Source organism: Clostridium chromiireducens, assembly GCF_002029255.1.
GTDB lineage: Bacteria > Bacillota > Clostridia > Clostridiales > Clostridiaceae > Clostridium > Clostridium chromiireducens.
Window position 1 is genome coordinate 26,959 of record NZ_MZGT01000039.1, and the last position, 26,891, is coordinate 53,849.

The 26,891-nt window shown below is 29.3% G+C and carries 28 protein-coding genes; 25 read left to right on the forward strand and 3 right to left on the reverse strand.

Annotated features, from left to right (window positions below; genetic code table 11):
- Positions 1–40 precede the first annotated feature (40 nt).
- The 17 genes from hisB to CLCHR_RS14600 all read left to right on the forward strand — a co-directional run bounded on the left by hisB (position 41) and on the right by CLCHR_RS14600 (position 15,593).
- Positions 41–628 carry an imidazoleglycerol-phosphate dehydratase HisB gene (gene hisB, locus CLCHR_RS14520; protein ID WP_079440558.1) on the forward strand — a complete coding sequence of 196 codons (588 nt, stop codon included), beginning with the start codon at positions 41–43 and terminating at the stop codon, positions 626–628.
- A 27-nt stretch (positions 629–655) separates the two neighbouring features.
- Positions 656–1,276 (forward strand): imidazole glycerol phosphate synthase subunit HisH, encoded by a 621-nt coding sequence (gene hisH, locus CLCHR_RS14525; RefSeq protein WP_079440559.1) that lies wholly within the window; start codon positions 656–658, stop codon positions 1,274–1,276.
- Complete coding sequence (gene hisA, locus CLCHR_RS14530) at positions 1,273–1,995, forward strand: 1-(5-phosphoribosyl)-5-[(5-phosphoribosylamino)methylideneamino]imidazole-4-carboxamide isomerase (protein ID WP_079440560.1); 723 nt, start codon at positions 1,273–1,275, stop codon at positions 1,993–1,995. The genes hisH and hisA overlap by 4 nt, the downstream gene beginning before the upstream one ends.
- Before the next feature lie 4 nt (positions 1,996–1,999).
- Complete coding sequence (hisF, locus tag CLCHR_RS14535) at positions 2,000–2,761, forward strand: imidazole glycerol phosphate synthase subunit HisF (RefSeq protein ID WP_079440561.1); 762 nt, start codon at positions 2,000–2,002, stop codon at positions 2,759–2,761.
- A gap of 72 nt (positions 2,762–2,833) precedes the next feature.
- Complete coding sequence (gene hisI / locus CLCHR_RS14540; protein WP_079440562.1) at positions 2,834–3,163, forward strand: phosphoribosyl-AMP cyclohydrolase; 330 nt, start codon at positions 2,834–2,836, stop codon at positions 3,161–3,163.
- A 31-nt stretch (positions 3,164–3,194) separates the two neighbouring features.
- The gene (gene hisE / locus CLCHR_RS14545; RefSeq protein WP_079440563.1) at positions 3,195–3,521 is read left to right on the forward strand and encodes a phosphoribosyl-ATP diphosphatase; all 327 of its coding nucleotides are present in this window, start codon (positions 3,195–3,197) and stop codon (positions 3,519–3,521) included.
- A 492-nt stretch (positions 3,522–4,013) separates the two neighbouring features.
- The gene (locus tag CLCHR_RS14550; protein ID WP_079440564.1) at positions 4,014–4,208 is read left to right on the forward strand and encodes a hypothetical protein; all 195 of its coding nucleotides are present in this window, start codon (positions 4,014–4,016) and stop codon (positions 4,206–4,208) included.
- A 130-nt stretch (positions 4,209–4,338) separates the two neighbouring features.
- Positions 4,339–5,160 (forward strand): hypothetical protein, encoded by an 822-nt coding sequence (locus CLCHR_RS14555; protein ID WP_079440565.1) that lies wholly within the window; start codon positions 4,339–4,341, stop codon positions 5,158–5,160.
- A 95-nt stretch (positions 5,161–5,255) separates the two neighbouring features.
- Complete coding sequence (tig, locus tag CLCHR_RS14560) at positions 5,256–6,539, forward strand: trigger factor (RefSeq protein ID WP_079440566.1); 1,284 nt, start codon at positions 5,256–5,258, stop codon at positions 6,537–6,539.
- A 154-nt stretch (positions 6,540–6,693) separates the two neighbouring features.
- A complete protein-coding gene (gene clpP, locus CLCHR_RS14565; protein ID WP_079440567.1) occupies positions 6,694–7,293 on the forward strand; it encodes an ATP-dependent Clp endopeptidase proteolytic subunit ClpP in 600 nt (199 codons plus the stop codon).
- Positions 7,294–7,332: 39 nt separating this feature from the next.
- Positions 7,333–8,622, forward strand: coding sequence for an ATP-dependent Clp protease ATP-binding subunit ClpX (clpX, locus tag CLCHR_RS14570; protein WP_079440568.1), 1,290 nt, complete (start codon positions 7,333–7,335; stop codon positions 8,620–8,622).
- 391 nt (positions 8,623–9,013) lie between these two features.
- Entirely contained in the window at positions 9,014–10,684 is a 1,671-nt protein-coding gene (gene lonB / locus CLCHR_RS14575; protein ID WP_079440569.1) for an ATP-dependent protease LonB, read from the forward strand.
- A 323-nt stretch (positions 10,685–11,007) separates the two neighbouring features.
- Positions 11,008–13,338, forward strand: coding sequence for an endopeptidase La (gene lon / locus CLCHR_RS14580; protein WP_079440570.1), 2,331 nt, complete (start codon positions 11,008–11,010; stop codon positions 13,336–13,338).
- Positions 13,328–13,924 (forward strand): ribosome biogenesis GTP-binding protein YihA/YsxC, encoded by a 597-nt coding sequence (gene yihA / locus CLCHR_RS14585; protein ID WP_079440571.1) that lies wholly within the window; start codon positions 13,328–13,330, stop codon positions 13,922–13,924. The genes lon and yihA overlap by 11 nt, the downstream gene beginning before the upstream one ends.
- Positions 13,925–14,152: 228 nt before the next feature.
- On the forward strand, positions 14,153–14,647 hold the full coding sequence (locus CLCHR_RS14590; RefSeq protein WP_079440572.1) for a hypothetical protein: 495 nt from the start codon (positions 14,153–14,155) through the stop codon (positions 14,645–14,647).
- Between the two features lie 31 nt (positions 14,648–14,678).
- Positions 14,679–14,936: a hypothetical protein gene (locus CLCHR_RS14595; RefSeq protein WP_079440573.1), complete on the forward strand. Its 258-nt coding sequence runs from the start codon at positions 14,679–14,681 to the stop codon at positions 14,934–14,936.
- Between the two features lie 111 nt (positions 14,937–15,047).
- Positions 15,048–15,593 carry a hypothetical protein gene (locus CLCHR_RS14600; protein WP_079440574.1) on the forward strand — a complete coding sequence of 182 codons (546 nt, stop codon included), beginning with the start codon at positions 15,048–15,050 and terminating at the stop codon, positions 15,591–15,593.
- Between the two features lie 168 nt (positions 15,594–15,761).
- Here CLCHR_RS14600 and CLCHR_RS14605 read toward each other — a convergent pair whose 3' ends face one another.
- Entirely contained in the window at positions 15,762–16,694 is a 933-nt protein-coding gene (locus CLCHR_RS14605) for a hypothetical protein (RefSeq protein ID WP_079440575.1), read from the reverse strand.
- A 145-nt stretch (positions 16,695–16,839) separates the two neighbouring features.
- Positions 16,840–17,247 carry a transcriptional regulator PerR gene (perR, locus tag CLCHR_RS14610; protein ID WP_079440576.1) on the reverse strand — a complete coding sequence of 136 codons (408 nt, stop codon included), beginning with the start codon at positions 17,245–17,247 and terminating at the stop codon, positions 16,840–16,842.
- A 411-nt stretch (positions 17,248–17,658) separates the two neighbouring features.
- Here perR and CLCHR_RS14615 point away from each other — a divergent pair, with 411 nt between their 5' ends.
- Complete coding sequence (locus CLCHR_RS14615; protein WP_079440577.1) at positions 17,659–17,979, forward strand: hypothetical protein; 321 nt, start codon at positions 17,659–17,661, stop codon at positions 17,977–17,979.
- Positions 17,980–18,140: 161 nt separating this feature from the next.
- On the forward strand, positions 18,141–18,392 hold the full coding sequence (locus CLCHR_RS14620) for a hypothetical protein (RefSeq protein WP_312291952.1): 252 nt from the start codon (positions 18,141–18,143) through the stop codon (positions 18,390–18,392).
- Between the two features lie 120 nt (positions 18,393–18,512).
- On the opposite strand, the gene CLCHR_RS14625 is transcribed toward CLCHR_RS14620, so the two are convergent.
- On the reverse strand, positions 18,513–19,997 hold the full coding sequence (locus CLCHR_RS14625; RefSeq protein ID WP_079440579.1) for a nicotinate phosphoribosyltransferase: 1,485 nt from the start codon (positions 19,995–19,997) through the stop codon (positions 18,513–18,515).
- Between the two features lie 968 nt (positions 19,998–20,965).
- On the opposite strand from CLCHR_RS14625, the gene CLCHR_RS24455 reads away from it, so the two are divergent.
- The 6 genes from CLCHR_RS24455 (at position 20,966) to CLCHR_RS14650 (ending at position 26,766) form a co-directional block, all read left to right on the forward strand.
- Positions 20,966–21,103 (forward strand): CopG family transcriptional regulator, encoded by a 138-nt coding sequence (locus CLCHR_RS24455; RefSeq protein ID WP_139376242.1) that lies wholly within the window; start codon positions 20,966–20,968, stop codon positions 21,101–21,103.
- A 113-nt stretch (positions 21,104–21,216) separates the two neighbouring features.
- Positions 21,217–21,417, forward strand: coding sequence for a hypothetical protein (locus CLCHR_RS14630; RefSeq protein ID WP_079440580.1), 201 nt, complete (start codon positions 21,217–21,219; stop codon positions 21,415–21,417).
- A gap of 2 nt (positions 21,418–21,419) precedes the next feature.
- Positions 21,420–22,472, forward strand: a complete 1,053-nt coding sequence (locus tag CLCHR_RS14635) for a tyrosine-type recombinase/integrase (protein WP_079440581.1) — start codon at positions 21,420–21,422, stop codon at positions 22,470–22,472.
- Between the two features lie 296 nt (positions 22,473–22,768).
- The gene (locus CLCHR_RS14640; protein WP_079440582.1) at positions 22,769–24,775 is read left to right on the forward strand and encodes an ATP-dependent helicase; all 2,007 of its coding nucleotides are present in this window, start codon (positions 22,769–22,771) and stop codon (positions 24,773–24,775) included.
- A 280-nt stretch (positions 24,776–25,055) separates the two neighbouring features.
- On the forward strand, positions 25,056–25,895 hold the full coding sequence (locus CLCHR_RS14645; protein ID WP_079440583.1) for a L,D-transpeptidase family protein: 840 nt from the start codon (positions 25,056–25,058) through the stop codon (positions 25,893–25,895).
- 199 nt (positions 25,896–26,094) lie between these two features.
- Positions 26,095–26,766 (forward strand): PilZ domain-containing protein, encoded by a 672-nt coding sequence (locus CLCHR_RS14650; protein ID WP_079440584.1) that lies wholly within the window; start codon positions 26,095–26,097, stop codon positions 26,764–26,766.
- Positions 26,767–26,891: the final 125 nt, after the last annotated feature.

A 26,891-nucleotide genomic window follows, 5' to 3' on the forward strand; every position in this document is an offset into this window, starting at 1 on the left:
TTATTATTAAGCTGCACAGCAGTTATAAGAGGGGGCTAATATGTTAGATAGATGCTCAAAAAGAGAGAGAATAACTAAAGAAACTAGTATAAATTTAGAACTTAACTTAGATGGAACTGGAAAGAGCGAAATAAGTACAGGGATTGGTTTTTTTGATCATATGTTAAACTTGTTTGCCTTTAACGGTAAAGTAGATTTAAATGTAATTGCTAAAGGAGACATAGAGGTTTGTGATCACCACACAATTGAGGATATTGGAATAACTCTTGGTGAGGCATTCAAAGAAGCTATTGGGGATAAGTCAGGAATAAATAGATATGGAACATTTTATGTGCCTATGGATGAAACTTTAGCATTAGTATCTCTGGATATAAGTAACAGGCCTTTCGTGGTTTTTGATTGTGAATTCAAGAGAGAAAAAGTAGGGGAAATGTCTACTGAAATGGTAATTGAATTTTTTAGAGCATTTGCTTTTAATGCTGGTATAACACTTCATTTAAAGATATTGTATGGAGAAAATGATCATCATAAAATAGAAGCTCTATTTAAAGCTTTTGGAAGAGCTATTAAAGAAGCTAAATTTAGAAGCGCTGAAAATGGAGTTCCATCCACAAAAGGCAGCTTATAGAAAATAACTTATGAAAGGGGTGCTCTAATGATAGTTATAATAGATTATGGTATGGGTAATTTAAAAAGTGTAAAGAATGCACTAGATTTTCTTGGACTTGAAAGCAAAATATCATCTGAATTAGAAGATATAAAAAGCTCAAAGGCATTAATATTACCAGGAGTTGGTGCTTTTCCTGATGCTATGGATACTATTGAAAAATTGTCTTTAGATAAAGTAATAAAGGAAGAAGTTAATAAGAATAAGCCTCTTCTTGGAATATGTCTTGGTATGCAGCTGTTATTTGAAAGTGGTTTTGAAGGTATCGAGAGAAATGGCCTTGGATTATTAAAAGGCAATATAGTTAAAATGAAAGATGATAAGGAAAATAACATTAAAATTCCTCATATTGGGTGGAATGATTTGATATATAATAGAAAAGATGAACTGTTTAATAATATAGAAGAGGGCAAGTTTGTTTATTATGTACATTCTTATTTTGCACAAAACTATAATAATGAAGATTTAGTGGCTTATAGTGAGTATGGAGAAAATAAAATTCCGGGTGTGGTTAGGTGTAATAATATTATGGGGGCTCAATTTCACCCAGAGAAAAGTGGTACTGTAGGGTTAGCCATTTTAAAAAATTTTGGGGAGTTGATTAAATGATAATTTTACCAGCGATTGATATAATTGATGGCAAGCCAGTGAGATTGTATCAAGGAGATTATAATAAGAAAGAGATAGTTGCCGAGGATGTATTTCAAACAGCAAAATCATTTGAAGATATGGGTGCGGAATATGTGCACTTAGTTGATTTAGATGGTGCAAAAAGTGGCAGTAACGAAAATCATGAATTGGTAATAAAAATTGCTAAAGAACTTAAAATTCCTGTGGAATTAGGTGGAGGAATAAGATCTTTTGAAACTATTAAATATTTATTGGATAATGGAGTATCAAGAGTAATCCTTGGAACAATTGCGATGGAAGATGAGGAGCTATTAAAAAAAGCAATAGAAACATACGGTGATAAAATTGCTGTTGGAATAGATTGTAAAGATGGTAAAGTATATGGAAGAGGCTGGCTAGCTGGCAGTGATTTAGACTACATAGATTTTGCACAAAAAATGGAGAGTCTTGGTGTTAAGAATATTATTGTGACAGATATAAGTAAAGATGGAACTTTAGAGGGACCTAATGTTGAAATGCTTAGAAAATTAAAAGAGACAGTAAGCATAGATATCACAGCTTCAGGTGGAATTAAAGATATTGAAAATATTAAGGAATTAATTGATATAGATTTGTATGGGGCAATAACTGGTAAAGCAATATATGCTAAAACATTATCTTTAGAAGAAGCAATAGAAATTTCTAAAGAAGGGAGATAGGATCATGCATACAAAAAGAATTATTCCGTGTCTTGACGTAAAAGAAGGAAGAGTTGTTAAAGGAATTAACTTTGAAGGTTTAGTAGATGTGGGTGATCCGGTTGCACTTGCGGAACATTATAATAAGCAGGGAGCAGATGAACTTGTTTTTTTGGATATAACTGCAACCCATGAAAAGCGGGGGATAATGGAAAAGGTTGTACAAAGTGTAGCTGAGAAGATCTTTATTCCTTTTACAGTAGGTGGAGGACTTCAAACTGTAGATGATATAAAATCAATACTTAGAGCAGGTGCAGATAAGATAAGTTTAAATTCAGCAGCCGTTAGAAATAAAAACCTTATAAAAGAAGGTGCGTTTTATTTTGGCAGTCAATGTATAGTGCTAGCTGCTGACGCAAAGAAGAGAGCAGATAATACAGGATGGAATGTTGTTATAAATGGAGGACGAATAGATACAGGAATTGATTTGTTAAAATGGATTGAAGAAGCAACGCAGCTTGGTGCTGGAGAAATACTTTTAACTTCTATGGATGCAGATGGGACTAAAAAAGGATTTGATTTAGAATTAACAAAAGCAGTAAGTGATATAACTAATGTTCCAGTAATTGCATCTGGTGGATGTGGATGTCTAGAAGATTTTTATGATGTATTTAAGAACAATGTAGCAGATGCAGCTCTTGCAGCTTCACTTTTTCACTATGGAGAGCTAACTGTTGATGAAGTGAAAAAATACTTAAATGATAGGAATATTCCAGTTCGTATTTAAATAGAAAAATGATATGTTAATTTAAGTTATAATACATCTTATATTGCTAGAGTCTTGGAAGGAGAACTTTATATGGAAATTTGCAAAAGAGTAGAGCAAGTTGATTTTGAAAAAGGTAATGGACTAGTTCCAGCTATAGTTCAAGATTACAAAACTAAAGAGGTTTTAATGCTTGCTTATATGTCAAAAGAAAGTTTGAGTAAAACATTAGAAAAAAACACTACTTGGTTTTACAGCAGAAGCAGAGATCAACTTTGGAATAAGGGGGCAACTTCTGGACACTTTCAGTATGTTAAGGAAATAAAAGTAGATTGTGATAATGATACTATTTTAATTTTGGTTGAACAGATAGGTGCAGCATGTCATACAGGAAATATGAGCTGTTTCTACAGAGATTTATAATATATCAGCTGAGGAGCTTGGAGGATTGAATATGAATGAAAATATAAGTGCTTTGTATAATACAATACTAAAGAGAAAAATTGAAGGTGGGGAAGGTTCTTATACAAATTATCTTTTTGAAAAAGGTACTAATAAGATATTAAAAAAAGTTGGAGAGGAATGTACGGAAGTTATAATAAGCTGTAAAGAAGATAATAAAGAAGAACAAATAAACGAGATTTGTGATCTTACTTATCATTTGTTAGTATTAATGGCCCAAATGAATATATCAGTAGAGGAAGTATCATCAGAGCTAGAAAAGAGAAGAAATAAAATAAATAATTTTAAAGGTGAAAGAAAACCTATAACAGAAGTATAATAAGTTTAAGTATATAATATAGTGGTGAAGAAATTATTTCGCAACATTGTGCAAAAAAGAAAACCTGTATTTTCATAATACAGGTTTTCGCATGTTCATTTGAGAAAGGGAAAACGAACATGTTATATGGGTTTATAAACTTTACAGCGGTATGCTGAAAAGTGTATGGGCGTAATTAATACCTACTAATTTTATTATACAATAAACAGATAAAAAAACAATAATTTTTTATAATACGACAAGCATTATAGTAAGAAAAGTATGTATTTTTTGGTGAAATCAAGAGAAAAATTTGATTTTATAAAATAATTATGCAAAATTTAAAAAGTTAATGTAAAAAATCTTTATAAAGATACATATATATTTAAGCGAATTATTTAAATAATAGAATTAGATATTGAGCAAAAAAATATTTGAGGCGTTTTTATGAACAAAAAGTAGTGTATACTATAATAAACATAAGAATAAAATATCGAGTATAGGAGAAAAATTATGATTAAAATTTATAAAGAAGAATTACTAAAAAATACAATAGATTATGAAGAATACTCAGAAAATGTTTGTAAACTTACATTGGAAGAATTAAAAGAAGAGGGATTACTGCAGTGCGGTGGATGTTGTTTAAAAGGAGATAAGAAAAAGGATAAATGCACTAATTGCAAAAGCAAGAATAGCTGTAAAAAATAATCTTCTTAAACTTAGATAATAAATTTAATATTAAAATCTTAAATATATTGTAGATTTAAGGGAAGGAATAATATATAATAAATATGTTTATTATTTTGCAGTAAATTAAAAAGAGTTGGAGGGGCCATTTTTGGGAAGACCAAGTATTTTTAGTAGAGAATATGAAAAAAGAATGAAGAGAAGAAGAAGAAATATTATTATATTTTTTTTGGTTGTAGTATTAGCTATGTCTGGAATAGCGATTAAATTTGCATATAATCCTATAGATTATACAAACATAAAAAAGAATATACAAGCATGGATTGATAGTGATACTACTAATACTTCAGAAAAGACTGAAGCGGAAAAAAAGGAAATAACTAATGATGATACTATAAATAAGGAACCAATAAAAGAAGAGCCGCAAAAGCCTGTAGAAGAATATATAAATGTTACTCTAATTAGTGGAAATGCTGCAAAAGCTATTTATATAAATGATAGTAAAATTGGAAAGGCATTTAAAACTTTAGATACAACTGATAGCGGGGTAAGCTTTGATATTAGTCAATCTGGGAAGCAAATGATTGTAACAGATACTAATTCAATAATTACCTTATATAATGTAGATGACGGTACTAGTAGAGTAGTATCTAAAGATCAATATATTTCTACTAGTGGTAGTGTTTTTACAAAAGAAGCAACATTGAAAGCGCAACCAGAATATTTATGGAATTTTAGCCCTAAATTTGTTAATGAAGATAAGATAATATTTGTGACCAATAGACCTTATTTTGGGAAATCAGCAACGAAGCAATATCTATGGATAACAGATGTGAAAACAAATGAAGATAAAATACTATGGGAATTAGCTGGAGTAAGCATACAAATTGGAGAAAAAGAAGAAAAAGGAATAAAAGTTACAGTTGATGGCAAGATATATTATATAGATGTAAATGGAAATTATATTCAATAAAGATAATATTAATAAATTATTTGATAAGATTTAAGGGTTTATGGTATAATGACTTAGTTAAATTAGATGCACACTATTTAGGAGGAAAGAATAAAATGAAAGCTAAAGTGGAAAAGATAGAAACAAATGTGATTAAATTAGAAATAAGGGTTGAAGCTGAAAAATTTGATGCGGCATTAACTAAAGCTTATAATAAGAATAAGAGCAAATATAACATACCAGGATTTAGAAAAGGAAAAGTTCCAATGGCAATGGTTAAGAAATTCTACGGAGTAGAAGTTTTTTATGATGATGCTGTTAACTTTGCAATTGAAGAATCATATTCTGCAGCATTAAATGATGAAAATATTAGACCAGTAGATTATCCACAAATTGATGTTGTTGAATTAGGAGAAGGTAAAGAACTAGTTTATACTGCAACAGTTAGTACTTATCCAGAAGTGGAATTAGGAGAATATAAAGGTTTAGATATAAAGAAACCTAAATACGAAGTAGAAGATAGTGAAATAGATAAGCAAATCAAAGAAATGCAAGAAAAGAATGCTAGAGTAGAAGTTAAAAAAGAAGGAAACGTTGAAAAAGGCGATATAGCTGTTATAGATTTTAAAGGATACATAGATGGTGTTGCTTTTGAAGGTGGAGAAGGAACTGATTATTCTTTAGAAATAGGTTCAGGTACTTTTATAGATAACTTCGAAGAGCAATTAATCGGATTAGCTATAGGAGATAAAAAAGAAGTTAACGTTGCTTTCCCTGAAAGCTATGGTAAAGAAGAATTAAATGGAAAACCTGCAATGTTTGAAGTTGAAATTAAATCAATTAAAGTTAAAGAATTACCAGAATTAGATGATGAATTCGCTAAAGATGTAGCTGCAGTTGATACATTTGCAGAATTAAAAGAAAATCTTAAAAACACATTAGAAAAGAACAACGATGAAAAGGCTGAAAGAGAATTTGAAGAAGCTGTTATTACATCAGTAATCGAAACTTCAAAAATGGATATTCCTGAAGTAATGGTAGATAAAGAAATTGATTCTATGATGCAAGATCTTGAACAAAGATTAAAATATCAAGGTTTAAGCCTAGATCAATACATGGAATTCACAGGAAATACAACTGAAAAAATGAGAGAGTTCATGAAAGAAAATGCAGAAAGAAAAGTTAAAGCTGATCTAGTTCTTGAAGCAATTGCTAAGGCAGAAGATGTTAAAGCTACTGAAGAAGAATTAAATGCAAGAGCTCTTGAATTAGGAAAAATATATGGACCTAAGGACCCAGAAAAAATGGCTAAAATATTAGTTAAGTCTCAAAAGAATATGATTGAAAAAGATATAGTATTAGAAAATACTCTTAAATTTATAAAAGAAAATTGCAAATAATTTTTTTTGAGATATAATATAAAATAAGTATATGAATTATAATTGCCAGAAATAAAATTTTCTGGCAATTTATTCAAATAATAATTAACAAACTAATAAAAAATATATATAATTAAAATTAGGGAAAAGTATAAAGAGTAGAAGGAGGATTTACATGGCACTAATACCAATGGTCGTAGAACAAACAAGTAGAGGAGAACGCTCCTATGATATATTTTCTAGATTATTAAAAGAAAGAATAATCATGTTAAGTGGTGAAGTTAATGATGATAGCGCTAATTTAATAGTAGCACAATTAATATTCTTAGAAAGTGAAGATCCAGATAAAGATATTTATTTATATATAAATAGTCCAGGAGGATCAATAACAGCAGGAAATGCAATTTATGATACTATGCAGTATATAAAGTGTGATGTGTCAACAATATGCATAGGAATGGCTGCTTCTATGGGAGCATTTTTACTTTCATCTGGAGCTAAAGGAAAAAGATTTGCACTTCCAAATGCTGAAGTTATGATACATCAACCATTAGGTGGATTCCAAGGTCAAGCAACAGATTTTGAAATACACGCAAAGAGAATATTAAAGATGAAAGAATCTTTAAATAAAATTTTGAGTGAGAATACAGGTAAGCCTTTAGAAACTATTAAGGCAGATGTTGAAAGAGATAATTTCATGACTGCAGAAGAAGCTAAAGCTTATGGATTAATAGATGACGTAATAACTACACATAAAATAGGAAAAGATAAATAAGAAAATAGTTTTATTTATACGTTTAAGTGAGGTGAGTATATGGCTAAATACGATGAAAAGAAACAGTTAAAGTGTTCTTTCTGTGGTAAAACTCAAGAACAAGTAAAAAGATTAATTGCTGGTCCAGGAGTATATATCTGTGATGAATGTATTGACTTATGTTCTGAAATTATTGCAGATGAATTTCAAGAAACTGTTGACTTTGATCCTAAGAGTGTCCCAAAACCAAATGAGATTAAAGAGTATTTAGATTCTTATGTTATTGGGCAAGAAAGAGCAAAAAAATCTTTAGCAGTAGCAGTTTATAATCATTATAAAAGAATAAATACTAATAAAGAAGATATAGATGTTGAATTATCAAAGAGTAATATATTATTATTAGGACCAACAGGTTCAGGTAAAACATTACTTGCTCAAACTTTAGCAAGATTTCTAAATGTACCTTTTGCAATAGCTGATGCAACAACATTGACTGAAGCAGGGTATGTTGGAGAAGACGTTGAAAATATTCTTCTAAAGCTAATACAAAATGCAGATTATGATGTTGAGAAGGCTGAAAGAGGAATAATATATATTGATGAAATAGATAAGATTGCAAGAAAATCTGAAAATCCATCTATTACTCGTGATGTGTCTGGAGAAGGTGTTCAGCAAGCACTTCTAAAAATATTAGAAGGAACTGTTGCATCAGTTCCACCTCAAGGTGGTAGAAAACATCCACATCAAGAATTCATACAAATAAATACTTCAAATATATTATTTATTTGTGGTGGAGCTTTTGATGGTGTTGATAAGATAATAGAAAATAGAACAAGAAAAAGCTCAATGGGATTTGGCGCAGAAATTCAAGCTAAGAATGAAAAAGATGTTGGAAGCTTACTTAAGGAAATTATGCCTGCCGACTTATTAAAGTTTGGTTTAATTCCTGAGTTTGTTGGAAGACTTCCAATACTTGTTACATTAGAGTCTTTAGATAGAGATGCATTAATTCAAATTTTAACTAAACCTAAAAATGCTCTTGTAAAACAATATAAGAAGCTATTTGAATTAGATGATGTTAAATTAGACTTCGATGAAAAATCTTTAAATGCTATTGCAGATGAAGCTATAAGTAGGCAAACAGGTGCAAGAGGATTAAGAGCTATAATTGAAGATATAATGAATGAAGTTATGTATGAAATACCTTCGGATAATAGAATTACAAAGGTAACAATAACTGAAGATGCGATTAAAGATAAGAAAGAACCTAAGATTGAAAGAGTAGAAGAGGGAAAAATTAGACCTACGTTAGTAAAAGCTAGGGCTAAAAAAGACATCGAATCTGCTTAGAAAATAATATTAAAAAACAAGTTGGTATGCAATATTTAGTGTGTACCAACTTGTTTTTTTGATTGTCGTGATTAGTTTGAAAATATAGCTAGGTATAAGAATTGATAAATAAGGAACAAATTCATGAGTATTTATAGACGAGCGAAAATTATAAACTCTTTATAGAGGTATAGAAGGTTTAGAGTTGAGGATAATATATAATTGCGATATTATTTTTAAATATAATAAAAAAGTTATTTTTAATTATATTTATAAAATAAGAATATATTTGTAATATTAAGCAAATAATACTATTAATAAAAATAGAAGGAGGAAATATATTTACTAAGATAGTATTAATTACTAGATGTTATAGTTTTTGTATTATTGATTGTAAATATATAAATAGGATATGGCAAATATATTAATGATTTTACAAATAATAGTTTTAGTGCTTATGGTTTATGTATTATGCAATTCAATAAATAAACCGCAAAAAAATAGAGAGATTGTAATTGATAGAGAAAATACTAAGGAGTTGAATAAGTTAAATAAGCTTAGGCAAATAAGTTTATCGAAACCTCTAACAGAAAAGAGCAGACCTTCAACTTTTGATGAGATAATAGGCCAAGAGAAAGGCATAAAGGCTTTAAAGGCAGCATTATGTGGTCCTAACCCACAACACGTTATTATATATGGGCCTCCTGGAGTCGGAAAAACCGCGGCAGCTAGATTAGTACTTGAGGAGGCTATAAAATCAAATTTATCACCTTTTACCGATAAATCAAAATTTGTTGAAATAGATGCAACAACATTGAGATTCGATGAAAGAGGAATAGCAGATCCACTTATTGGATCGGTTCATGATCCAATATATCAAGGGGCAGGGGCATTGGGCGTAGCAGGAATCCCACAACCTAAGGCTGGCGCAGTTACTAAAGCTCATGGGGGAGTATTATTTTTAGATGAAATTGGAGAATTGCATCCGATTGAATTAAATAAACTCTTGAAAGTTTTAGAAGATAGAAAAGTATTTTTAGACAGCTCGTATTATAGTTCAGAAGATACTAATATGCCCAAATACATAAAGGAAGTATTTGATAATGGACTTCCAGCAGATTTCAGATTAATTGGTGCAACTACAAGATCGCCAGAAGAAATAATACCAGCCATAAGATCAAGATGTGTAGAAATATTTTTTAGAGCATTATTGCCAGAAGAAATAGAAAAAATAGCTGCTAATTGTGTTAATAAAGTAGGATTAGAAATAACGCAAGATGGCATTGAAGAAGTAAGTAAATACTGCACTAATGGAAGAGAGGTAATAAATTTAATTCAACTAGCTTCCGGAATTGCAATTAATGAGGATAGAAAAGAAATAACATTAGAAGATATTAGATGGGTATTAGAAAATGGCCAATATAATAAAATAGTGAGTAATAAAATTCCAACTAAATCTAAAATCGGGGTTGTCAATGGATTAGCAGTATATGGAGCTAATATAGGAATGTTAATGCCTCTTGAAGTTAGCTGCAAGAGGGTAAATGGAAGAAGAGGAGAATTAAAAATATCAGGTATAGTTGAGGAGGAAGAGATAACTAATAATAATAAAAAAATAAAAATGAAAAGTACAGCGTATTCATCAATTCAAAATGTACTTACAGTTTTAGATAATTTGTTTGACCTATGCACAGATAAATATGATATACACATAAATATACCTGGGGGTATGCCGGTTGATGGGCCATCAGCAGGAATAAGTATAGCAACAGCAATTTATAGTGCTATAAATAAGAAAGAAGTGAATAGATTCGTTGCAATGACAGGTGAAATAAGTATATTGGGATCAGTGAAAGCAATTGGAGGTGTAAAGGCAAAAATATCAGCAGCATTTAAGGGCGGAGCACAAAAAGTAATTATTCCACAAGATAACTATGATGACTCATTAAATGAAATATGCGAAATAGATATAATTCCAGTATCTAATTTCAAGGATGTTATAAAATTTGCAATAGAGGATAAAGATGTCATATGTGAAGGAGATAGGGAAATACTATCTGCTGAGGGGAATAGCGCTCTATAGATTTTATTTAGAAGAAAATTTAGATTAATAAATAATATTATAATAAATGTTATATATTATTTATTAATCTTTTTTATTTTAGATCACATCTATTGCTTATTAATCTATATATGTTATAATAGATAACTAAATAATATGCGAACTAATTATGTTGAATAAATTATTTGAAACTATGAAACTATTTTATGTTTTACTTATTCTGTATAAAACATAAGATAGTAGTAAGTTTTTATATGAAGAATCATTGAAAAAAATAATTATTATGTGTATACTAGATAAGTCAAAATAAATAATTTGATTATGATATGGGGGGAAATAGTACTATGAAAAAGTTATATACGATTCCGCTAATTCCTTTAAGAGGATTGACTGTTTTTCCTAATGTAGTTGTACATTTTGATGTGGGAAGAGAAAAATCTATTGCAGCTATCGAACAAGCTATGCTAGATGAACAAGAAATATTTCTTGTAGGTCAAAAAAATTCAGCAATAGAAGAGCCTAATCAGGATGAAATCTATTCAATTGGAACTATATGCAAAATAAAACAAATCCTAAAAATGTCTGATAATACTATTAGAGTTCTTGTGGAAGGACAAGAAAGAGGTAAAATAGTTGAATATATAGAGGAAGAAGAAAATTATATAAAGGTTTCAGCAGAGAAATTAGACGATCACGTAGTTAAAAATGAAGAATTAGATGCTTATATAAAATATTTAAATAAAGAATTTTTGAAATTACTTAAACTTAGTGAGGATAATTACGGAGATGTAGTAAAACTAATTGATGTATCAGAAAAGCCAAGTCAGTTTGTTGATATGGTGGCTTCCTACGCTATAACTGACGAAAAGTTAAAGCAAGATATATTAGAAACTATAAATTTGACGAAAAGAATAGAGAAAGTCTTAGAAAGAGTTAAGATAGAAATTTCTATAGCTAAAATTCAACGTAAAATAGCAAACAAAGTAAAGAATACTGTTGCAAAGGAACAAAAGGAATTTTATCTAAGGGAACAACTAAGAGCTATTCAAGAAGAATTAGGCGAAGATGATGAAGACAAAAAAGAGATAGCAAAATATGAGGAGAGAATAGCTAAGGCAAAATTAACTAAAGAAGTAAAAGATAAAGCTAATTATGAATTATCTAGACTTAAAGGCATGAGTGCTACCTCATCTGAAGGGAATGTTGTTAAAGCATATTTAGATTGGATACTGGACATTTCATGGGGTAAATATACAAAGGAAAGTATTAATGTTACTAAAGCTAGAGAAATTTTAGATAATGAACACTATGGATTGGAAGATGTCAAAGACAGAATAATTGAATATTTAGCAGTAAGACAATTTAGTAAATCTCAAAAGGGCCCAATTCTTTGTTTAGTTGGACCTCCAGGGGTAGGAAAGACATCTATCGCGAGATCTATAGCACATGCTATTAATAGAAGGTATACTAGAATCTCTCTCGGTGGTATGAAGGATGAGGCTGAGATTAGAGGTCATAGAAAAACTTATATTGGAGCTATTCCAGGTAGAATAGTTTATGCAATGAAAGAGGCAAAATCAATGAATCCTCTTGTGTTATTTGATGAGATTGATAAAATAAGTTCAAATTATAAAGGAGATCCATCAGATGCATTGTTAGAAATATTAGATAGTGAGCAAAATAAAGATTTTAGAGATAACTATTTAGAAGTACCGATTGATTTATCAAAAGTGATGTTCATAGCAACAGCTAATACTTTAGAAACAATTCCAAGACCACTTTTAGATAGAATGGAAGTTATTGAAGTATCAGGATATACCTATGAAGAGAAATTCAATATAGCTAAGAATCACTTGATTCCAAAGATTTTTAAAGAATTGGATATACCTGAAGATAAGATTAAAATAGATGATGAGTCTATTAGAATGGTTATTGAGGGATATACAAGAGAATCAGGAGTGCGTGGGTTAGAGAGAAAGATAAGCTCCTTAATAAGAAAAGCATTAGCGGAAATGTTAAAGAAAGAAGAGAATGAGTTTATAATAGAAAATGACGTGGTTCAAGAACTTTTAGGAAAAAGAACATTCGATTCTGATAAAATTGACAAGGTGGACAAAATTGGAGTAGTAACGGGAATGGCATGGACAGCTTATGGTGGAGATACGCTTCCTATAGAGGCTATGGTTATGACAGGTTCAGGAAAACTTGAACTTACAGGTAAACTGGGAGATGTCATGAGGGAATCAGCAAAAACTGCATATAGTTATGTTAGAGCTAATGCAATTAAGTTTGGAATTAATGAAGCCTTTTATAAGGAAAAAGATATTCATATTCATGCGCCAGAGGGAGCTGTCCCTAAAGATGGCCCATCAGCAGGAGTTACAATGGTAACAGCACTTGTATCTGCATTATCAGGTAAGAAGGTTAAGCATAATGTAGCAATGACAGGAGAAGTGACATTAACAGGCAGAGTACTTCCGATTGGTGGTTTAAAAGAAAAATCATTAGCAGCATTTAGAGCTGGAGTGGATACTATAATAATTCCTAAGGAAAATGAGAAAGATATAGATAAGATACCAAATTCAATTAGAAATAGTTTAAATATTATTTCTGCTAAGGAAGTTAATGAGGTATTGAAAAATGCGCTAATTGGAGAGGATACTAATGAGAATTAAAAAATCTGAATTTATAACATCGGCAGTAAAAAGAGATCAATATCCAATTGATAATAGAGTGGAAGTTGCTTTTGTTGGAAGGTCTAATGTTGGAAAGAGTTCATTGATTAACTCTTTAACAAACAGAAAGAAGCTGGCAAAAGTAAGTCAAACCCCTGGAAAAACAAGATTAGTTAACTTTTTTCTTATTAATGATGATTTCTATTTAGTTGATTTACCAGGGTATGGATATGCTAAAGTATCAAAAGCAGAAAAAGATAGCTGGGGAAAAACTGTTGAAATGTATTTAACTGATAGAGAACAGTTAAAGAGAGTAGTGCTGCTTGTTGATTCAAGGCATAAGCCTACAGGTGATGATATAATGATGTATGAATGGAGTAAACACTTTGGATATGACGTTAGAGTTGTTGCTACTAAAAGTGATAAGCTTACAAGAAATGATTTGAAAAAAAGCGAAAAGATAATAAAAGAAACATTGAAGTTAAATCCTGAAGATAAATTATATTTCTTCTCATCTTTAAATAAGGATGGAAGAGACCAGTTAATTGATAATCTTTTCTTGGAATTCGCGACGGATTTAGATTAATAAAAAATTTTAGATATATGTATATATAATAGTAAACAAATAACCTCTTACAAATATAATATTTGTAGGAGGTTATTTTTATCTAAAATTCAGACATTATTTGATAATTTGTTCTTAATAACTGTACAAATAATTTAAATTATAAATTATAAAAAATAGTGTCAAAAGTTTTGGGTAGGAATAATATATAGTATAAAAAAGAAAAAATATTTCCAAGGAGGAATAAAAATGGAGATGAATGATATCCTAAATGGTTTAAATTCATGTGATGATGATTGTTCTGATTCAATGTCTAACAATTATAGTTGCGGTCCAAGCTTCGGTGGGCCAGGAATCGGAGGATTTCCAGGTGGAATGGGTGGCTTTGGACAAGGGCAATGTAATGGTGGATTTGGTAGCTGGATTTGGATTTTATTAATATTATTCTATTGCGGTTGTGGAAGAAATAACTACGGCAGAGGAATGAATAATTGTTGTGAGTGTTGCTGTGAGAAAAAGGAATGTTGCTGTGAGAAGAAAAATGATTGCTGCTGTAATCAAGGAAACAATGGCAGAGGTAGTGGATTCTTAAATAATTGTTCACCATACTTGTTTATACTAGTAATATTATTCCTTTGCAATAATAGCTTTGCTGGCAATGGATTAAATAATTGCTTTGGTTGTGGGCAAGGTTTTGGCGGAGGAATAAGTCCTTTCAATAACGGTTGTGCTACAACTTGTTAAAATTTGAAATATTTAGGAAGGAGAGATAAATATGTCTAGAAAGAAGAATAAATGCTGCTGTGAGAAGAGACGACAAGAGTGCTGCTGTACCTCAACATCTTCTAATTATTCTGGAGGAGGGCTATTAGGTGGAAGTGGTTGTACACCAATCATATTCTTATTAATAGCATGTGGTTCAGGATTGCTAAATTGTAATAAATCATATTTAATTATTTTATTATTCTTATTATGTGGCGGTGGAAGCTTTTTAGGATTCGGTGGAAATCAAGAATCTAATTGTTGCTGCTAGGATAATGGATAGAGGGCTTCAAGCCCTCTAAAAAAATGCCAAAAACATAAACATTTTTATGATAATATACATATATTAAAAAGAGGCAATTATAGTTGAAAGGAATTTAAGATGTCTAAGCGTAAACATAGAGAACAAGATACAATAAGGAACGAAACAGATAACAATACCAGCAGCAGAAATAATACTAGTACTCCTTTTGGGATAGATCCTATGCAGCTGATGGGGTTGTTAGGAGGAAATGTTGATATGAATAATATGGGGAATATGTTAGCTTCAATGAATACAAATGGATTCAATATGGGGAATTTAAGCTCGTTAGCTCAAATGATGGGATTAAACTTAGATAATAACCTTTTCCAAGGTAATATGAATACTCAAAGTAATGATTTTAGTAGGAATATGTTTCCGAATGTTAATCAAACACCAAAGGAGCATTCAAGTACGTCAAATGCAAATACTGTGAGCTCAAAGAGCACTGAAAATCAAAATGGGGACAAAAGTAATAGAAGGCATAGTGCAAGCAAAAATATTAGTGAAAATGATGTGAATTTGCAATTTCTAATGGCATTAAGAAGCTATGCTCATCCAGATAGAATAAAATTTATAGATAGTATCATTGAAGCTTATAAAAGAGGGGAACTTAAGGATGCTTAAAAATCTTAAAAATATTTTTTATAAATGTGTATACAATAGAAAAACATGTCAATAATATTAATGTAATAGAGAAAGCATTCTCTTACAAACTTAATGAATTATAAATTATTTATTTCATTAAGTAACCCCTCATCCCCCTTTAGGCCGCATAATGCGGCCTTCATATTTTTATGAAATTTTCTGTATACTATTAATTTTATAGGATGAGTCAATTTGATCTAAATTTAAATCTATTAATAGTACAAGCTCACTTTTACCAGCATTGGAACCTTTTTTATCACTTTTTTCAAAAGAAAGTCTCCATCTTATAGAAGATGGTTCTCCAGAGTCATTCCATCTATAATCATAGAAGAAAGCATTTTGGAAAGTATATGAATAATTCTCTTTGTCCAAAGTCCAAAGTAGAGATAAATTATTCTTGTCAATGGTAGATGTAAATATGCCAGGAAGATCATCAGGCAAATATTGAAATTCAATTAAGTTTATAAATTGTGTAGCAGAATCGAGAGAAGGAAGAGTTACATTTTCCTTGCTAGTATCCAATGATTTATTATTAATAAGCATAAAACTTTTTAATGAAGAAAGTCCTTCTGAAGATAATAATGAATAGAACTGAGGAGTTCTTGAATTTTTGCAATCTAATATGCCAGATATGTTATTTTGATTCGAAGATATTAGATTGAATTTATCTTTGTTCCAATGAAAAATATAGGATGTAGGTTTATTATCTTTAGAACCAATAAGAATTATTTCTGGTATATTATCTCTTGAAATATCATGAATAAAAACTTTAGGCTCCCAATGATTATTTATAGTGAAAAGTGTTTTATCCTTAATTTCATTAGAAAGATAATAATCATATTTAGAACTTTTTATGTTAAAATCAATTTTATTCTGTGAATTTAACATTTCGAGGGTCTCTTTTATACCATCACCTGTTAAATCATAGTGTGCATCTTGGGAAATGTTTATAGGGGAAATGGTCTGGATAGATTCAAAATTATTTGATATAAAGTAAATTAGAGTTATAATTACAGCAAATAAGCTCAAATATAGCACTGTGTTTGCTAAAAGTTTTTTCTTTATTATTATAATTTTCATTATGTATCACCTCAATAAATTATATGTTAATAATGAGGTGCATATTAATAATATACGGTATATAGAGAAAAAAAGACTATAACGTTAAATAAAAGTATACTTCATTTAGTATACTTTTATTTAACGTTATAGTCGAGAATAGAAATTACTTACAGTTATTGCAATACCCATAAAAATAAACTTTATTGGAAACAATTTTATAGTCAGTATGCTCTTCCGCTAAAGAGTTAAGATTATCAAGAGATAAGTCTTTAAAATCATCAACCCTACCACAGCCTAAACATTGTAAATGTGGATGGGGAGAAGAATTTCCATCATATCTAAAGTTACCTTCACCAACATTTATTTCTTGAATTAATCCAACATCAACTAATGTTTTTAAGGCTTTATAAACTGTCGCTAAACTCATAGTTGGGTATTGGACATGTATATCTGTATAAATAACATCGGCCGAAGGATGAGTAGTAGTACCAATTAAATAGTTATATACTGCAAGTCTTTGAGGAGTTAACTTTAGCTTTTTTTCTTTAAAAATTGAAGCTATATAATCCATCTTTAATACCTCACTTTTATTAAGATTATGTTGAAATTATAACATGAAGATAAATAAATAGTCAACGATATTGATTAATGTTATTTAGAAACAATTATTATTTATAAATAAATGAGTGTTATTAAGCTATAATATATAAAAATGATTTTAATGTTCAGTTTACATTATTTTAACTTAAATATTACACAGATTAAATGAAAAATGATAAAAATTTATTGTATAGTTAGGAAAAGTCTGTTAAAATAAAAGTAAGAAAAAGAATGTTAATTTATTAACATTCTTTTGGAACAATAATAGTATACAATTAAATTAAACCACAGAAAAGATACTAATTTTTATTACAGACTTGAAATTATATAGCCTATGATAAAAATACAAATAATATTTGAATTAATAAGGAGGCGTATTGTTGTGGGAAAATATAAAGTTGGAGAAGAATTAATAATAGTTAATGATCCAAATAAAGACAATGCTAAGTTGAAAGAATTAACAAATTTGATAGTGGATGGGGATTTTGCTCAGATATCATGGGGGATAAAGATATTAGAAGTAGAATATGATAAACCTAACGTAACATTAACTTATAAAAATGTTAATGGCGAGAAAAACAAGGTTTTTGCAGTATGTAAAGACATAGAAAACTTTGATAAGGAAAAGGTTTTAGAAAAGGCATTACTTAGAGCATTTCAAAATGAAGTAATAGATATTTCTGTTAATAAAAATAAATGGTAATATTAAAATTTATAAAAAGAGCATCTTTAACATAAAAGATGCTCTTTTTTTAATAGTATTAACTTTCTGGAGTAAATATATAAAAATATTTGTAAAACTTTACTTTTTGTAGTATTTGTAATATAATGATTTCATAAATTTATTAATTTGAGATTACGAGGATGAGAAAAGGATGGCGGGGGATTATGAGTAGGTGTCCATTTTGGTCAACAGCGAGAGAGAGAGTTGAATGTTATAAGGAGTGCCCTATAATAACAAGTGAGGCGTTTGAAGGAAAAGATGTGTCACAATGTATTTTTAACGAGTGTACTGAATCAAATAGTTTAAACTTTAAAGAGATTATAAAGGAAGATTATGGCTTTTTGAATTTATCTATATATGATGAGGAAAATAGTATAAATGTAAACTATTAAATTAAATAAGAAAGGATTAGAATATGATGGTATATTCTAATCCTTTCTTATTTACATATGAGCACAAATAAGTTTTTAACTTATTATAGAAAAATATCTAGAAAGTTATTGAGCTAGAAATTAATCCTGTGTTTCATATGAATTAGTATATTTATGAAGTAAAGAGTGCTTTAGTGACCATAGATTTTGCGATAAGTCAACATAGTAAGTATGAGGATTCTCAAATCTTAATACTTCAGGCCAAAGTTTATCAGTTTCGGTTTTAGAAAATTCTTTTATATCTAAAACACTTGGAGATTCATATATACACTGACCAGATTTAAAGATTTGAACTTGAAGGTCTTTAGTATAATAGTTGCTGATCTTTTTTCTCTTCCAGGTATGAATAGGGTCAAATATTACTAGAGGTTCATTTTCATTAATATGTTCATCTCTTAAAGCTATCAAATCGGCTAAAGCCTTATGAGAATTTTTGTCAAATATTCTAACGATCTTTTTAAATCCAGGATTAGTGATTTTTTCTTCGTTTTCGCTGATCTTTATTTTAGGAATAATTGAGTTGTCTCCAGCTAAAGCAACTAATTTATATACGCCTCCAAAAACTGGCTCAGATTTTGCGGTTATGAGACGTTCACCAACTCCAAATGAATTTATGCATGCGCCTTGGTCTAATACATCTTTTATAATATGTTCATCAAGAGAATTGGAAACTACGATGCCACAATCAGGATAACCAGCTTCATCAAGCATTTGCCTGCACTTTGTTGTCAAATAAGTGATATCACCAGAATCAATTCTGATTCCACGAGGTCTTTTGCCGAGTGGTTTCAAGATTTCGTTGAATACTTTTATTGAATTTGGAATACCTGATTTTATAACATTATAGGTATCTATAAGTAATACACAATCATCAGGATAAATTTCGGCCCAAGCTTTAAATGCATCGTATTCTGTATCATATAATTGAACCCAGCTGTGAGCCATTGTACCTACAGCAGGTATGTTAAACATTCTATCAGACATAGTGCAGGCAGTTGAGCTACAGCCACCTATAATAGCAGCTCTAGCACCATAAATAGCACCATCATACCCTTGAGCTCTTCTTGAGCCAAATTCCATTACAGGACGACCTTCTGCAGCTCTACAAATTCTATTAGCTTTTGTTGCAATTAATGTTTGATGATTTATTGTTAAGAGAATCATTGTCTCTAAAAATTGTGCCTGAATTACAGGACCACGAACAGTTACAAGTGGTTCATTTGGAAAGACAGGATTTCCTTCTGGAACTGCCCAAACATCGCAACTAAAATTAAAGTTTTCAAGATATTCGAGAAATTCTTCAGAAAACAACTGTTTAGATCTTAGATAAGTTATATCATCATGTGTGAATTTTAAAGATTTTAAGTAATCAATTAATTGTTCAACGCCGGCCATTATGCAATATCCACCACCGTCTGGAACTCTTCTAAAAAACATATCAAAGTAAGCTATTCTATCTTTAAGTCCTTTATCGAAATAGCCATTTCCCATAGTTAGTTCATAAAAATCAACTAGCATTGTTAAGTTTCTTTCATCTTTTACATTGAAATCGGGTTTATTATCCATAACAATCTCCTTTAAATAAAAACATAAAATAATTTCTGTTTAATAATTGGTATATTATCTCATTATTAATTAAAATACTTAAAACTATTGTACATCTATATGAAGATTTAAACAAGAATTGATAATCATTAATATTCCATACTTATATTACACAAATTCCATAATTTTAAATAAAATATTTTTAAATTTAAAATATTTCAGTACGTTTTTAGTACGATTTTATTAGGTGATAGAAGGGACTATCTTTACAACTAAATAATTCACCCTACAAAGGAACACCCCCAAAGTCAATCACCACACTTTTTGCGACAGAAGTTACCTCGCGACAGAAGGTTGCGACAACTTTGCGACAACTTTATTTCCCGAAACAAATACCATTAAGACCTTTTAATATAGCCATTATAGGATAACCGTTTTATATTTCCCAAACATTTGCGACATGATACAGAAGTCGCCTAAGGTAATACTAGGCTTAGGCGACTAATTTAAGAAGAAAAAACTGATTAATTTTACTAATACAGAATTTAAGAAATTAGCATTTCTTTTAAAACAAGATTAAATACTATCCATATTTAGAGTATCTATTGTATAGAGAATATATGAATAATGAGTTAACAAATGTCATTCGCCCTAAAGTGGCGAATGACACAATAAAATTGCACTTAGTGTGATTAAAATGTATTAGCACAGAAAAAGCAGTATAAAGAGCACGCTACGCTCCTATGCTCAGTTGCCGCATAGGCTACATAACAATAAAGATAGCAACCACACAATGCACAAAATAAAACACCACGTGCGGTCACAAGGACACTACACACTAATTAGCTAATAGAAAGGAAAGTTCGTATACAAATAAACAAATATAAACAAAATTACAAAGGAAAAAGATATACTTAAAACATTATTGAATGTTTTAAGTATTGACTTTAAACATTTAAAAAGTTAATATATTTATAGGAGGTGAATTAATGAAAACAATAACTTTAAGGTTAGAAGATGAATTTCATAAGAAAATTAAACTTAAAACAGTCCAAGAAGATACAACGATCCAAGATTATATTGTAAATTTAATAAAGAATGACTTATTAGAAAAGAATAAAAAGTAAAAAGCAATCCTGATACCGTCCAAAGCATACAGAATTGCAAAACAATAATACCCAAAGGTATCGCAATTATTAGATTAACATACCTCTGGGAGTAATTCAAGGAGGTTAAATATATGAAAACTAATAAAGTAAAATATAACAAGAAAGATTTCTTCGTAAAATATATGAATTCTAGTGACAATTTTAAGGGGATATTGACATTTATAAACGGTAAAAATTTAATAATTCTAAATAATGAATTAAGCATCATAGAAAAGCAAAGGGAGTTTCATAGATTAATAAAAAATAAAAAATTAAGAAAAGGATTAATTTAAATATGCCAATTTATAAGGATGAAAAAAGGGGAACCTGGTATTGCTCATTTTATTATACAGATTGGACAGGCAAAAGAAAAAAGAAAAAGAAGGAAGGATTTAAAAAGCAAAGTGAAGCAAAAGAATTTGAAAGAGATTTCTTAACAAAACAAAGAAATAATTGTGATATGTCTTTCGAAAAACTTACAGAGCTATACCTTGAGCATGCAAAAACTAATGTGAGAACTACAACATTTGCTAATAAAAGCATTTTAATAAATAATAAAATAAAACCCTATTTCAAAAATATGAACGTTACAGATATTACACCAAACCATATACGAAAATGGCAAAATGCATTAAAAAATAAAAGTTTATCAAATACTTATTTAAAATCAATTAACATTCAATTATCAGCTATATTTAATTTTGCAATAAAATACTACGGATTAAGTACTAGTCCAGCATTAAAAGCAGGTTCAATGGGAAAGAATAAAGCAGAAGATATGAAATTTTGGACAATAGAAGAATTTAAAAAATTTATTAATTTTAGCGATTATCCCAATGTAACAATAGCATTTAAAATACTTTTTTGGACAGGAATAAGAAGAGGAGAATTATTAGCGCTCACATTTAACGATATAGACCTAGAAAAGAAAACAATAAACATAAACAAAACATATACTAAGCTACTAAAAAAAGACGTCATAAATCCTCCTAAGACCCGAAAAAGTAAGAGAATAATTAGTATATCAGATTCATTAGTAGAAGACATAAAAGAATATATAAATTCTATTTACGACTACAACAAAAATGATAGAATATTTACATTTGGAACAGATTTTTTAAGACAGCATCTAATTAGAATATGTAAGTTAAGTAAAGTGAAACAAATTAGGATACATGACATTAGACACTCGCATGCTTCACTATTGATTGAATTAGGATTTGCACCTTTAGCAATATCTGAAAGATTAGGTCATGAAAGTGTACAAACAACTCTTAACATTTATTCTCATTTGTACCCAAACAAAGATATTGCATTAGCTAATAAATTAAATGAATTATATGAATAGTACGATTATAGTACACAAATATAATATTTAAACTTAGGAAGTATTGATTTTACTATGATATAAGGATATAAGAAAACTATTGTACATCTATAACCGTTTGATTACAATATAGTTGCTATTAACTTAATTTTAGTGATATTATAATTTTTTGAATATAAAAATTTAATATTCGAGATTTTGAGACAGAATTGAAATATGTGTATTAAATTTGGTAAGAATCTAAAAGAGGTATAACTTATTATAGAAATAACGAAAGTAAAGGCGAGTCTAATTTTAAAGAAAGAGGGATTTTAATTGTGGGGTACAATCTTGATAAGTTTCAAATGAATGCAGTAAATGCTGAGGAAAAGAATACCTTAATAGTTGCGGCTCCAGGATCTGGAAAGACAACCGTTATAATAAATAAGGTTAATCATTTAGTTAAAAATAGAAAAATACCTAATGGAAATATAATTGTAATTACATTTACAAAAGCTGCAGCTCAAAACATGAAGAATAGATATGCTAAGATGTTCAATGCAGATGTTTCTCCGTTTTTTGGGACATTTCATGGCTTATTTTATAAGATACTTTTAAGATGCGGAAAAAGTATAGATATTGTAGATGGAGCTGTTGTACATAAAATTGTAAGTAATGTTTTAAGTAAATACTTTGATGAAGTTAATGAAGATAAAATAAAGGAAGCAATAAATAATATATCTTTATATAAAACATCGAGAGTTTCTTTGCAGGAATTTAAACCTTCCCTTACAAAAGAAATTTTTGAAGAATCTTTAGAAAAATATGAAGCTTATAAACATGAAAATAATAAAAAAGATTTTGATGATCTGGCTATAGAAGTGCTAGAGTTACTAAAAAAAGATGAGAAAATGTTGTTATCTTATAGGAAATTATTTAAATATGTGCTTGTTGATGAATTTCAAGATTGCGATGAAATGCAAATTGATTTTTTAAAGCTGATTAATGGGGGCGAAGACAATTGTCTTTTTGCTGTTGGAGATGAGGATCAATGCATTTATTCATTTAGAGGATCTAAGCCAGAATATATGGTGAGTTTCGATAAAATGTTTAAGAATGGCAAAAAGTATTATTTATCAATTAATTATAGGAGCAAAATGAATATAGTTGATAAATCGAAGTCAGTAATTAGCTTTAATAAAGAGAGAAATGATAAGGAAATAAAATGGAATAGGGATAGCGAAGGAATAATAAAATGGTCCAGCCCTTATAATGAGAGAATGCAGGCAGAGAGTATTGAAAAGATAATAAGTAATAATAAAGATCTTGGTATTTCATATGAAGATAATGCTATATTATATAGAACTAATATGGAATCAATGACGATTGTTGAAAATTTAACAAAGAGGAAGATTCCTTTTACACTATTAGATAGAGAATATAATTTTTTTGAACATTTTATATGCAAAGACTTAATAGGTTATTTAAAATTATCAATTAATGAATTTGATAGGGACAGTTTCTTGCAAATAATTAACAGACCATTTAGATATATAAGTAAAAGTAACTCTGCATATATAAGAAATTACAGGGAAGAAGAAAGTCCCTTCACTATATTAATAAATAAAAGTGATACACCACCTTTTCAGAAGAAAAAACTTGATGATTTAAGAAAAGATATACTCTATTTAAACAAGATATCATTATCCTCAGCGATTGCGTATATTGTTATGGATTTAGGATACATAGATCACTTACGAGATTATGCTCAAAAATTTAGTCAAAGTATTGAAGATTTAGAAGATATAATTGAAGAATTTAAATTGTCAGCAGAAGGTTATAAGACTATCTTTGAGTTTTTAGAACATGTAGAAGAAGTAAAAGAAAGTATAGAGGCAAGTAAGAAGAATACAAAAAGAGAGGGAGTTATTCTAAGCACTATTCACGGCGTAAAAGGAATGGAGTTTAAAAATGTATATGTTATAAACTGCGTAGAAGAAACAATTCCTCATTCAAATAGCATAAAAGATAACATTGAAGAAGAGCGAAGATTATTTTATGTTGGAATAACCCGGGCAATAGATAACCTTTATTTATTTTCACCAAGAAACAGAAAAGGGCAATTTAAAGAAGTTTCAAGGTTTATAGTCGAAGGGAAGTTGAATGATATGCCTGTGGAGACTTATGGCTATGAAGTAGGAAATAAGATAGCTCATAAGGCTTATGGAATGGGAGAGATAGAGGAACTTAAGGAAGATAAAATAACAATAAGCTTTGATAATACGCTTCGAAGTTTTTCTTTGAAGGTTTTGATTGATAATAATTTGGTAGAGAAAGTTGAATAGAAGTACACTAATTTCTCAATGAGACCAGGGTTTAAGAATAAGCCCTGGTCTTGTTTTTTGATTAAATAAATATATTTATCTAGAGAAGTTCAAGTTTCAAGATAATGGACAAAGGATCTATTGAACAGAATTATTAATTTTTTTGTCAGATTTTTATATAGAATTACGAATTAAAGTAATGTGTGTCCTTATTATGCATTTTAAGGATATAGAGGATTATAATTCACAAATAAGATAAAAATGAAAAATAAAGAGCAAAAGAGAAAAGGGAATAAATAATATGAAGAAAACAATTTTAAGTTTGGCAGTGGCAGAAATTATTATAGGATGTAGTATAAAAACTAATGCTCATGCCGCAACGATAAATACCACCAGTGATACCATAAAGAATTCTACTACAATATTGGCATTACAAAATAGTGGTAAGATACTTTCACTAGGTTCTCAGGGCGACGTTGTAAAAAGTATACAGCGATTGCTGAACACTGTTGAGGGCTATAATATTCAGGAGGATGGTATATATGGGACGGAAACTTATAATGCCATAATTAAATATCAATCTAAAAATGGCTTAAAACAGGATGGTATTGTGGGTAAGGAGACAGCAGTAAAATTATTAAATATTGATGCTAAACCTAAATCAAATATTATAAAATCACAGATTAAGAATGATGAGCAAACAGAAAAGGTAATTAATGTGAATGAAATGATAAAATCACAATTGAATTCTAAAGAGATAAATTCAGATACAAATTACTTTATAGCTGTAAGTAAATCAAAAAGGGAAGTTTATATTTATCATAAAGAGTTAGATTCATGGGTAAATATAAAAGTATTTCCGTGTAGTATAGGATCGCCAGAAAATCCAACTATAGAAGGCAATTTTTATAGTGGCTTAAAAGGGAAAGAATTAAGAATAAATGAGATACATGTAAAGTATTTTACACAAATAAACGGGAATTATCTATTTCATAGCGTCCCATATAATGAAATAGGAGAAGTTATTGATGATTGCTTAGGTGAAGCGGTATCCCACGGGTGTGTTCGACTTTCCATAGATGATGCTAAATATATTCATGATATGATTCCAGCGCAAACTGGAATTAAAATTATAAAATAAAATCTATAATATTTTATGAATAGACAAATATATGATAATAAATTTAATTGATGTCAAAAATATGTTATTATTGTATTAGGTTGAATAAATTTCTATGGGTAAAATATAAAAAAAAGGATTATTTTCGTATTTGATATCTATATATGTATATGAATATAAGAGCGTTTATTTTATTTTGAGAAAAAGGAGAGGGTTATATATGGGGCTAATAGATGTGAGTATTATAAATGAAAATGACATGATTAAATTTATTACACCCAATAAAACTTTGTTTGAAGGAAAAGTAAAAAAGGTATCTGAAAACTGTTTAGGTCTTACCATTGATGTGAGACAAGAGAATTTTGTAAGGCTAAGTAAAGACCAGCAGGTTAAGTTGATCTTAGTTCATGCACGTCAAGCTATAAAATGTGCTTCTATTGTAATAGGAACTAGCCAAAGTGATTTTGAACAAGCTGTTTTAATTACTATTCCGAAGTTTATTCTAGCTATTGATAGAAGGGAATTCGAAAGGCTTCCAATTGTTATTGATATTGAATATTCAATACTTCCACCAGAAACAAGTTATCTAAAACTAAACAATGTAGAATCAAGATATCTTAGGGCATTTAGAAAAACATATACGGTAGATATTAGTGCAGGTGGAGTCTATTTCATAGTTCCAAAGAATGAAATAGACACTAAATTCGCTGTTGTATCTCTATCTTTGAGGAATGAAAAAATTATGGCACTATGTGAAAAAGTTAGGTTAGATTACACTAATGATTCTAGACATAATAGAATAGCTTTTAAATATAATGATATAAAGACACAGCATAGACAGTTAATTTTGGACTTTGTCTCAGAAAAAATTAAGGACAATAAAGGTGATTGATTTTATTTAGTGCTTTATTTATATTTATGTTTTTAATATTGATAATAAAATACTTTAAAACGAAAAAGAATGACTTACTTAGGGGAATAAGTCATTCTTTTTCAATACTGTTATAAGTATTTCTA